This window comes from Nocardia sp. NPDC050408 (genome assembly GCF_044458905.1).
In the GTDB taxonomy this organism is placed as follows: Bacteria; Actinomycetota; Actinomycetes; order Mycobacteriales; family Mycobacteriaceae; genus Nocardia.
This window is the reverse complement of record NZ_JBITIL010000031.1, coordinates 55394-61509: the sequence shown is the minus strand read 5'-3', so window position 1 is coordinate 61509 and position 6116 is coordinate 55394. Positions and strand designations below refer to the sequence as shown.

At 63.7% G+C, this 6116-nt stretch carries 8 protein-coding genes; 3 read left to right on the top strand and 5 right to left on the bottom strand.

Translation table 11 applies throughout. The features are described 5' to 3' along the window. From ACIBJI_RS40255 to ACIBJI_RS40245, 3 genes are all read left to right on the top strand, one after another. A partial coding sequence (locus ACIBJI_RS40255) for a hypothetical protein (RefSeq protein WP_397088354.1) occupies positions 1-377 on the top strand: 377 nt, incomplete at its 5' end. 125 nt (positions 378-502) lie between these two features. Further along, positions 503-1504, top strand: coding sequence for a hypothetical protein (locus tag ACIBJI_RS40250; protein ID WP_397088352.1), 1002 nt, complete (start codon positions 503-505; stop codon positions 1502-1504). Between the two features lie 195 nt (positions 1505-1699). Next, positions 1700-2818, top strand: a complete 1119-nt coding sequence (locus ACIBJI_RS40245; protein WP_397088349.1) for a BTAD domain-containing putative transcriptional regulator — start codon at positions 1700-1702, stop codon at positions 2816-2818. Between the two features lie 68 nt (positions 2819-2886). Here ACIBJI_RS40245 and ACIBJI_RS40240 read toward each other — a convergent pair whose 3' ends face one another. The 5 genes from ACIBJI_RS40240 to ACIBJI_RS40220 form a co-directional block, all read right to left on the bottom strand. Further along, positions 2887-5097 (bottom strand): serine/threonine-protein kinase, encoded by a 2211-nt coding sequence (locus ACIBJI_RS40240; protein WP_397088347.1) that lies wholly within the window; start codon positions 5095-5097, stop codon positions 2887-2889. 104 nt (positions 5098-5201) lie between these two features. Continuing rightward, positions 5202-5339 (bottom strand): hypothetical protein, encoded by a 138-nt coding sequence (locus ACIBJI_RS40235; RefSeq protein ID WP_397088344.1) that lies wholly within the window; start codon positions 5337-5339, stop codon positions 5202-5204. Positions 5340-5362: 23 nt separating this feature from the next. After that, the gene (locus tag ACIBJI_RS40230) at positions 5363-5704 is read right to left on the bottom strand and encodes a hypothetical protein (protein WP_397088342.1); all 342 of its coding nucleotides are present in this window, start codon (positions 5702-5704) and stop codon (positions 5363-5365) included. Next, positions 5701-5979, bottom strand: coding sequence for a hypothetical protein (locus ACIBJI_RS40225; RefSeq protein WP_397088340.1), 279 nt, complete (start codon positions 5977-5979; stop codon positions 5701-5703). Before ACIBJI_RS40225 ends, ACIBJI_RS40230 begins: the two co-directional genes overlap by 4 nt. Next, on the bottom strand, positions 5976-6110 hold the full coding sequence (locus ACIBJI_RS40220; protein WP_397088338.1) for a hypothetical protein: 135 nt from the start codon (positions 6108-6110) through the stop codon (positions 5976-5978). The genes ACIBJI_RS40225 and ACIBJI_RS40220 overlap by 4 nt, the downstream gene beginning before the upstream one ends. Positions 6111-6116: the final 6 nt, after the last annotated feature.

Genomic DNA, 6116 nt, shown 5'->3' with positions numbered 1-6116 from the left:
TCGAGCACGAGCCCGAAACTCACACAGCCGAAACCGAATTCGGCCCTCCTATCTGCGAGTTCACTCGCATCGAGCGACATCGTGTCGCAACGGCAATACAGGACGCTGCCTCAGCGCCGATTTGTCCGGCAGCAAAATCGGTAGATCCGACACTGGACGGCTATTGGCCCGAAAATGCGAGTTTCGAGGATGCGCTGAACTGGGCACGCGATGAGGATGCAGAGCGAAAGCGCCATCCTTTCCTGGTTCATTTCGAGTACCTGACGGATGTGCTTTGGGACTTCGGCTCTATACGGGCCCGAAGCTCAGCCACGGACCTGACCTGGCCTCTTTCACGCCATGGGCGTATGCGCGCCCATGCGAACCCGCATGAATAGGTCCCATGTGGAGAGTTGGGCGCCAGGCCCCCGGAAATTCCCGCGCATAAACCGGTTAGTCAGCGGTAAGGGGTCGATTAGCGGAGCTTGCGAACCTTTTTCGACAAGCCGATAAGAGGCAATCGATGAAAGGAAACCCCATGACCAAGTTCAGAATCGAGACAGTTCGCCGCGTGGCCTATGCCGCCGGTATCGCCACGGTCCTTGCTGCGTCCGGTATAGGAAACGCATCCGCCCAGCCGGTCCAATCCTCGACCGACGCCACTGCAACCTTCACCGAACGCAGCGGCGCGACAACGTCAGTCCAGCCCGAATCCGTTCGGTACTGCACTATTGCAGGCTTGTCGATTCCGTTGTCCAGCGGCCAGGAGCTGCCGTTCGAAAAGGTACGGAGCATCGACATTCTCGGCTCCGACGACAAGTCCGTCCAGGATGGCACGGCGTCGCTGAAAGTCACTCTGGTGAACGGAAAAGCGTTCCGGGACAGCATGCCGTCGAACTGTGATCTATTCGGGCAGAACAACATCGGACGGTTCAGTGCTTTCCCTCAGGATCTGCATCGGCTTGAGTTCAACCGTGGGGTGGTCACGGCTCCAGCACCGATTCCGAGGCCCGTCCCGCAGCAGCTACCGAATCCTGTACCTGTTCCCGCACCGCAGCCGGGTACGCCGGATAAGTCGTGCACGGGCACGGGCACCGGCACCGGCACAGGCACGGGCACGGGCACCGGCACCGGCACCGGCACCGGCACCGGCACGGGCACCGGCACGGGCACCGGCACCGGCACGGGCACCGGCACGGGCACCGGCACCGGCACCGGCACGGGCACGGGCACGGGCACGGGCACAGGCACAGGCACCGGCACAGGCACTGGGACGTCGTGCACCGGCACCCCGGAAAAGCCAGGCTCCGGCACCCCGGAAAAGCCAGGCACCGGCACCCCGGAAAAGCCAGGCACCGGCACCCCGGAAAAGCCAGGCACCGGCACCGATAAGCCAGGCACCGGTGGCGGCAAGCCCCAACCTGAGCCGAAGCCCGTTCCGCAGCCCCAACCTGAGCTGAAGCCCGTTCCGGCTCCTGCACCAAACCCCGGGCCCGCACCGGCACCCGGCGGAAACGGCGGCTGAGGCGGCAACGCACTCAATGGGTGACTGCGGGGCGTTGTTTTCGACAATTCGAGCAACAGCGTATGGCCTGCGCTCAATTCGAAATATTTAGATTAGTCGACAGTGGTCTTCGTCCTCGCGTAATAGGGGGTGAAGGCCACTTCGCTTGTTCGGTCAAAGAAAGATACGACGGGCTCGGCCCGTTTGCGTGGAGTAGTGTCCAAATTCGTGGACGTGCGCGTGCTCGGCCCGGTGCAGTTGCTCGTCAATAACCGGTCGTTGCCGATCGGGGGGCGTAAGTCGCGCGCGATCCTTGCGGCGTTGGTGGTGCACCGACGGCGGGCGGTCTCGTCGACTGCTCTGGCCGATGCTGTGTGGGAGGGGAACCCACCAATAACGTATGGGGCGAGTCTGCAGGTTTCGATATCGAATCTCCGCAAAGCGCTGCGAGCGGAGAAGATCTCGGCCGAGCGCATTCTGCAGACCGTTCCCCCGGGGTATCTACTCGATATCGCCGAGGAGCAGTGCGATGTTGGGCGGTTCGAGATGGCGCGAGCCGCGGGCGACCGCGCAGCCAGTCCGGCCGCCGCGGCGGGCCTTTACCGGTCGGCTCTCAGCGAGTGGAAGGGGGAAGCCCTGGCGGATCTGCGCGGCTTATCTTTCGCTGACGAGTTCGCGACCGCGCTCGACGAGGAGCGGTGGCAGGCTGCGTCGGCGCGGATCGAGGCCGATATCGCCTGTGGTAAGGCATCTGCCGTCATTGGCGAGCTACGGTCGCTGATCAGCGATCAGCCGCTACGCGAGCCGCTGTGGGGTCAGCTGATCACCGCGTTGTACCTGTCGGGGCGGCAGGCCGACGCGCTCGAGGAATGCCGCAAGGTACGCGCCATTCTCTCCGAGCAGCTCGGCATCGACCCGAGCCCGGAGCTGGCTCAGCTCGAACAACAGGTGCTGCGCCAGGAGGCGATCGGACAGAGGAGGGAACGCCACGCCGAAAAGGCCGGCCTCATGATGACCACGACAGCGGCCGAGCCGCCCGCGAAGATGAAACGCTGCCGACTGCACCTATCCGATGGTCGGGTTCTCGATGTGCCACTTGCTGGCATCCGGATTGGCCGCATGTCGGACAACGACCTGTCGCTCGACGACGCCAAGGTGAGCCGCTACCACGCCGAGATTGCACCCAGTCGCAACGGACTGGTGCTGCGGGATCTGGAATCGACCAACGGCGTTTTTCTCAACGGACTGCGGGTGAACCATGATGAGGTGCTACAAGACGGAGTCGAGATTCGCATTGGCTCGACCATCATGAGGTGCGAGGCGAATCCTGGATAACGTACGTTTCTGCCGATGGGGTGTGGCGGATGCGGCGCAGGAGCCGCGGGCAGGGCGCGGCTGATTTGCTAGACCACCCGCTCGAGCGCGCGCAGGTCGGCATCCAGCTTCCTGTACAACCAATAGATTGCGATGAACGCGAGCCCGGAGCCCGCACATAACCCCAGGACCGAATCGCGCACGTCCGCAAGCTCCTCGGGTTCGAGGGCGTTGAATCCGGTCAGCACCCCAACCAGCGGCACCGACGCCGTTACCGCGAGATAGACCGTGGTTCTTCGACGCTGCGCGCGAAGATCGGCGGAGTCGTCCGCCGTGGTGCGACCGTGGCGCAAATAGATGGGATAAACACAGCGGACGATGTAGAACGTGGAAAGGAAGAACGTGTAGGCAACCGAGATGGAGCCCGTCATCAGACCAGTCGTTGCTGCATGGACCATCAGCCGCATCGGGAGGTCGGTGAACCAGACAAGCAGCATCATCCCTATCACGGTTCCGAGGACCGCGAACAGAAGGGTGTTCATCGCACACAGCTCGCCCCAAAACAGTGTTCGCGACCGCACCCGCGCGAGCATCGCCTCGTCGTAGCGTCTGCCATCGCGCAAGCCGCGCGGAACCGCGAGCAAATCACGCGATATGTACAAGTAGACGAGGACGGACAGCGGCAAGGCGCAGAGGTCGTAAATGATGGTGTCCTTGCGCAGCTGCGAAGCGGCGGCATCGGGCAGGCGTGCGGTGATCAGGTCCTGGAGGTACACGCCCATATAGACCCCCGCCAGGCCGACGCCGACCAGCGCGGACAGCCACAAGATGGGGGTGGGGTATCGGGACAGTCGTGCCCGCCAACTGGTCGGTGACGGGTAGACAAGGTCGCGGGCCCTGTCGTCGAGGCACAAGTCGAGCTGCTGGGCCAATTCCGTACCGCACGAGTAGCGGTCTTCGCGGTCGGGCGACAGACACTTCAGCAGTACTCGGCGCAATGCCGCGGGGCAATCGGGCGGAAGCTCTGCTAGGAACGTCGATTCGACGGGTCTGCGCCGCAGTTCGAGCATGCGGACCAGTGATGTCTCCGACTCGCCCGCGGACGTTTCGTCCGCGAATGGTCGGCGGCCCGTGAGCAACTCCCACAACATGACAGCCAGCGCGAAGATGTCGCTTCGAGAGTCGAGGTCGGCGGCGGTCCCCAGCAAGTCCGGATGGCAGGCTTCGAGCTGTTCGGGCGACATATACGCCAGTGATCCGCCGAAGTACGCCAGCGGATTTGTGCCCTTGATGCCTTTGCTGAAGCTGACATTGAAGTCGGCCAACTTCGGGATTCCCTCGGCGCTCAGCAGCACGTTCGCGGGCTTGATATCTCGATGCAATACCCCTCGGTCCGACGCGTGCTGCAACGCGTCCGCGAGTCGGCGGCCCAGCCACGCGACGATCTCCGGCCACGACAGTGCGGCGAGCTGTGTCCGAACAGCTGATTCCGTGGGCCGAACCTCGCCCTTATCGGCAAGTACCTCGTCGATGGCATCGAGCAGCAGTTGCCCACTGCGGTGCTCCGGAGGCGTCGAGCGCAGCAAGTGCAGCACATCGAGCAGCGTTCCCCCCGGTAGGTACTGCATGTACAGCAGCTTCAGCTCGCCATCGGCGATGAGTCGCTGGTCGAAGATGCGCACGATGTATTCGTGGTCCAATTGCGCGAGGGTCTGCGGCTCGATGCCGTGGTTATGGGAAATCTTGACCGCGACCAGTCGCTGCATCGATCGTTGCCGAGCCAGATACACCTGGGCGAAGGCCCCGGCCCCGATCCGCATCAGCAGGTCGAAATCGTCGATCCGGTCGCCGACATCGATGGCGTCGAGAACCACCTGGGCACTTGGACGAGCAATCATCGTGCTGCGGTAATCGCTCGTGACTCGGGCGAGCTCGGAGCTGACCTCCATGGCGGTGACCTCACCGAGCGTGGTAGCCGCATCGGCGGCGTGTCCGCGGCGCATGGCGTGGAACTCCTCGTAGACCAGCTCGGCCGGAAGCGGCCCATCTTGCAGCTCTGCGAATTCCGCACGATATTCGGTCAGTCGTTTGGGAAAGTCATAACGAAGCCAGCGGTATTCGAGATCGATCTTGATCAGTTCGATCAGTACCGTGCGCCGCTCAGCCTGCGCACGCGGCAGGTAGGCCGACAGGTCGGGTGGGGACCCGGACGCCCAAGCCTTGGAAAACCGCGCCACCGCAGCGGCAAGCGCTGTGCGGGTTCGCGCAGCTGGATCGACCAGATCGGTCGGCTCGTACATCGGTCGCTCGGAGATCAGCGCCGGACGATCAGCTGGCGGCTACGCATGATGCGGTCCATGTCGCAGTTGCCCGACATTATTTCCTTTCCGCCAAACCTCCCTGCCTAAGGGTATCGCCCCGATACGAGCGCATGGGCGGCCTTGATCTGGTCCGCGTGCTCGACAACGAGGGCTAGGCCCTCGGTGATGACGGTGCGCAACTCGGCGCGGCGCGCGATCGCCTCGGCGGTTTCCTCGCTCATGCCGACACCTGTCCTGCGTTGGGCTAACGGTTGCGGCTCGCCGGCCGAGTGATCCAGTCGATGGGTTTGCCGAGCTGAGTGGCGAATTCGATTTCGGCGCGCGTGGATTCCCCGGCATACCTCGACTCGTCGGTGACGACGATGACGCCGTCGGACATGGCGATCTTGTGTCGGTGCAATTGGTCCAGGCGTGCTTTGGCCGTGCTGGCCTGCTGCTCGGCGGCGGCGACGCGGAACGGGGCGAGCACGATCACTCCGCCGTCGGTCAGCTCGGCCGCTACCTCAAGCATCTGCTGGTGGAATCGCATGCTGCCGCACAGCGTCACCACGAGTGGCGTCGGGCCTAGAAGTTCAGGGCTGGTCATGATGCTGCACGTACCTCTCGGGACATCGACACCAGCAGTCGTTCCCGCTCGGCGTAGGCGAGCTGGCGGCGCTGGTTGTCGGTGGTTTCGGACATTGGGGTGATCCGGATGTAGGGATGATGTTCACCGGTCGCCATCGAGGCGACTTCGCGGACCAGGCGAGCCAGCACCGCCGCCTCATCGCGGGTGAGCGGGAGACAGGCGTAGGTGTTGGTGACCGGTCCATCGAGGGTGATCAGCCACTCCTCGCGCGCGGCGTCGTCCTGGGTCGTCATTGAGCGAGCACCGTGTGAAGTTGGCGGACTTCGTCGGGGTTCTTCTGGCGCCACTGCGCCCAGCTCGGATCTGTGAGCTTCCAGGTGATGTCGCGGTTCCAATTCGTGTCGAATCCGATGGACCAGCCCATCAGGGT